Source organism: Streptomyces sp. NPDC088246 (assembly GCF_044741025.1).
Taxonomy (GTDB): Bacteria; Actinomycetota; Actinomycetes; order Streptomycetales; family Streptomycetaceae; genus Streptomyces.
This window is the reverse complement of the sequence record NZ_JBIURV010000136.1, coordinates 1-4,249: the sequence shown is the minus strand read 5'-3', so window position 1 is coordinate 4,249 and position 4,249 is coordinate 1. Positions and strand designations below refer to the sequence as shown.

Genomic DNA, 4,249 nt, shown 5'->3' with positions numbered 1-4,249 from the left:
CACCTTCGGCCTCCTGGGCTCCCCGCCTGTGACAGCGGCCGGCCTCGCGTCCGGCACGGGACAGGTCGCGGCCCTGGCGGAGGCGACGCCGACCGACCGTGGTCGTGTGGTCGACTACTGGCGGGAAGGCGGTCCTGGGGTCAGAGCGGCTGCCGAAGCGGCGTTGACCGGAAGCGATGCCGAACTTGAGGCATTCCTGGAAATTGTGGACGATCTGTCCTTCCAGGATGAGCGGGTGAGTGCAGCCCAGGTCGCGTCGGTAGGCGGTACCGAGCTGTTGACCGCCGCCCGCGCCGCGCTGGCCGGAACTCCGGAGCATCTTCACGACTTCCTGGACGACGGCTGGGAAGACCCGCTGGAACAAGACAACCGGGTTCGGGTGGCGCAGGTCATCGATGCGGGCGGGCCGATTGTGCAGGACGCGGGTCGGGCTGCGCTGGCGGGTTCGTCGGAGGATGTTGCCGCGTTCCTGAAGGAGGGGCAGTACGTCCAGCGTGAGCAGGATGAGCGGGTGCAGCTCGTCCAGGTCATCAGTGTGGGCGGCGCGAATGTGCGGGCTGCCGGCCGGCTGGCGTTGGCCGGTGGGGCTGAGGACATTCGGGAGTTCTTGACGGTCGGGCAGTTCGTGGCCCGGGACAAGGACCAGGAGCAGGCCACTGTCGCTCAGTTGGCTGCGCAGGCGAAGGAAGCGGGCCGGCAGGCCGCTGCGGAGACCGCGGCTGCCAAGGCGGAGTCGGCCAAGGCGGTGGAGGCCGCAAAGCTGGCGAAGGAAGCTGCGCTGAGGGCGGCGTCCGAGGCGGAGGCCGCGAAGGACGACACGGACAAGGCGGCCCGTGCCGCGAGCCGCGCCGCCAAGGCCGCCTCCCAGGCTGCCAGTGCCGCGCAGACGGCGATCGACGCTTCGCGTGCTGCGAACAATTCTGCACGTGTCGCGGCGAACGCCGCGTCTCAGGCTGCGGCTGCAGCGGCAGGCGCGTCGCAGGCGGCATCGCGTGCGCGGAACGCGGCGGCTGACGCCGCGGTGGACGCGGGCAACGCTGCTGCCGCCCGTACGGCCGCGGAGAACGCCCGTAATGCCGGCAAGGGCGCCGCCTTGGCCGCCGATGCCGCGGATCAGGCCGCGATCGCCGCCGATGCGGCCGGTGATGCCGCGCACTCGGCCATCGGCGCGGGCGCCAATGCGAACCTTGCGGCCGATGCCGCGATCGAGGCGAGTAACTTCGCCGGCCAGTCCAGCGCGGCTGCCGCCGAGGCGCGCGCCGCGGCCGCGGCCGCCAAGCGCCACGCTGCGGAGGCCAACCGTGCCGCGGCTGCCGCCGAAGCACTGGCCCGCAAGGCCGCCACCGCTGCACGCGAAGCCCGCGACGCGGCCAGGTCGGCGGCCACGCACGCGAACAACGCGGCCGCGGCCGCTGATGACGCCGCCGAGCACGCCGGCGACGCGGCACAGGCAGCCACGAAGTCCACAACACACGCCAACGCGGCCACGGAGGCAGCGAACGCCGCAAGTAGCGCCGTGCTCAAGGCGCAGGAGATATACGCACTCGCACGTGAGGTGGAGACCGAGGAACTGCTCGGCCGTACCAACGCGGGCGTTGAGCGTGCCAGGGACCACAAAGAGGCTGACGAGGCCCGGATCGCCAAACTGGCGGAGTTCCAGCAGGCGGTGAAGGAGCGGGATACCGAGCGGGAGCGGCTGGTCGCAACGGCAGCCGAGCCCGGGGCCGACCTGACGGCCGTGGCCGGCCAGGGGCGCAAGCTGGCCGTGCTCGTGATGAAGAACGGCACGGCGTGGGGCCGGGCCGCGGCCGAGGCCGCACTCGGCGGTCCCGACGAGGTAGTCATCGACTACCTGCGCAACGGCTGGACCACGGCCAAGGAGCAGGACGACCGTTCCTACGTCGAGCGGCTCGCCGAGGAGAGCTCGGCCAGGGAAGTACGGGAGGCGGCCGAGACCGCACTGGACGGCGACGCCGCCGCCATCACCGAGTTCATCGACAACGGCCAGTACCAGGCCGCCGCCCAGGGCATGCGCGTTGCCATCGCCCAGACCGTCGACGGTGCCGGACCGATTCTTACCGAAGCCGGCCAGAAGGCTCTCGCCACAGGCGACCCGAAGAAGTACAGCGCCTTCCTGACCGACACGCAGCACACCGCCCGGACCCAGGACGAGCGGGTACAGGCAGCACAGCTGATCTCCTCCGGCGGACCGGAGGTGAAATCCGCAGCACGCATCGCCCTGGAGGGATCCCCGCAGACCCTCCATGCCTTCATCGCCACCGGCCAGTACAAGGCCCAGCGCCAGGACCTCCTCAACGCCACCCACGTGGCGCAGGTCCAGAAGCTGATCGCGGACGCGGCGAAGATCGCGGCCACCGCCCAGAAGAACGCCGCGACCGCCCAGAAGGTCGCCGCCCTCGCCCGCAAGGCGGCCGCCGAAGCCAACGAATGGGCAGCGAAGGCCAGCGCCTCCGCGACCCAGGCACAGGGCTACGCAGAGCAGGCAGCACAGCACGCCAAGGACGCCGAAGCCTCCGCAGCCAGCGCGGCCGCATCCGCCAAGACGGCCCGCGACGCCGCGAACAGCGCCAACATTGCCGCGTCCGACGCAGCGAATTCGGCAGCCGACGCCACGCTCTCCTCGGAGATGGCCCAGGTCCACGCGTCCACCGCCTGGTACTCCGCCGACCAGGCCCGGAACTCGGCGATCGCCGCAGGCAAGGACGCGGCAGCCGCACTCACTGCAGCCACCGAAGCGTTCACCATCGCAGTCACGAAGAAGCGGGAGGAGGAAGAAGCACGGCGCAAGGCCGCCGTCGAAAACAAGGAGAAGAATGAAGCCGGCCAGCGGGCCGCAGAGCTGTACCGCTGCGCGCAGGCGATCGTTCCCTGCGATCCGCAGGACTACATCCGCTGGTGCACGCAAAGCCCGATCGATTGCCAAATCCTCGAAAATGGCAAAGAAATCGGCGACGCCCTGGAGCATTCGCTGGAGGTCGCCAAGGAACTCGCCGGCCTCGGCGAGTTCGAAGCGTGCATGCAAAACAAAGACTTCGAACACTGCTGGCCACTTGCAGCAGACGTCCTCGTCGGCGCCAAACTCAGAGCGCTGGACAAGGCATTCGATTCCCTGAAATTGCTGAAGCGGGGCTGTAAGGTTGTCAGCAAGGTCGCTCGGGCAAATTCCGCCGCCTTTGTGTCAGGCATGTCACTTGTGCAGTCGGACAGCACAGATTACGGATGCCTGGAAGGGCTAAGAGATCACGATGTGTATGATCCTGTTACTGGTGAAAGGATCACTGATATCGATCATTTCGACAAGGGAGTATTGTGGGAGGAAAAGACCGACATTGCCCCTACTCCGGACTGGATGGACAAGCACGTCAGTAAGAAGCTCGCCTCCTACCTTAAGGCCCGTGCGCACCTTCCAGCCTCATATGAGAACGCGCCGATCGGCTTCCGTTTCACCAGGTCGGGCATGGAACCGCGTTTCCGGGCCGCATTGGCGGAGCGGATCGAGCAGCTCAGACGGGACCACCCCGATTTGGACCTAAGAGTGGAGATTGCAGATTGAGCTACTACTTCGATATCGACGGCGAGACAGTGTGGGATGCGGGATCTCGTAGTGGTCGGCTGTATGCCTCTCTCGCAGAAGGTGCAGCCGAGTTCATGGATCTTCCTTCCGGGCTCGCGCCAAATTCGCAGGGTGGTTGTGACATTGAACTGCCAGTTTTCCGGACTTTCGTCGAGGGTCTGTACGAGACCTACTCATCTACCCGAAATCCGGTACTGCACGGGGTTGTTCGCGGTCTATTGATCGCCTCACTCGTAGTATTGGAAGTCGGGGGAGCTCCTATCAAGCTAAAACCTGAACACGAGGAGACTTTCCGTGAGGATAAGGTAATTTTCGCGCGAGCTATGGGCTAGATTTCTGACCCAGCAGAATGCAGCCCCCCGGAGTAATTTCCGGTGGGGGCTGCACTTCTGCGTCTGCTGGCCGATCAGCCTCAATTCGGCAGCCGTGATTCGGCTCTCGGAAGGTGAGTGGATCGCCCCGGTTTGTTCCATGTGGTCGTGGGTGGGGTCGTCGCGTGTCGCTGCGCGCTCCACTGGCCTCGCTGTTTCACAGCGGCAGTCGGCACTGTCACGTTGATTGACCGGGTGGGATGATCTTCTGGTTGGTCATGCTGGGAGGGGTCGTCCGTGGACAGCGCATCGCCGTCGTACAAGGGGCACCGGTACCCGGTCG

Annotated in this window: 2 protein-coding genes; both read left to right on the top strand. The window is 66.7% G+C overall.

Going from position 1 to position 4,249, the window contains the following annotated elements; genetic code table 11:
- The first annotated feature begins 106 nt into the window (after positions 1-106).
- Entirely contained in the window at positions 107-3,574 is a 3,468-nt protein-coding gene (locus ACIPEK_RS46250; protein WP_402008942.1) for an ALF repeat-containing protein, read from the top strand.
- A complete protein-coding gene (locus ACIPEK_RS46245) occupies positions 3,571-3,927 on the top strand; it encodes a DUF6086 family protein (RefSeq protein ID WP_402008940.1) in 357 nt (118 codons plus the stop codon). The genes ACIPEK_RS46250 and ACIPEK_RS46245 overlap by 4 nt, the downstream gene beginning before the upstream one ends.
- Positions 3,928-4,249: the final 322 nt, after the last annotated feature.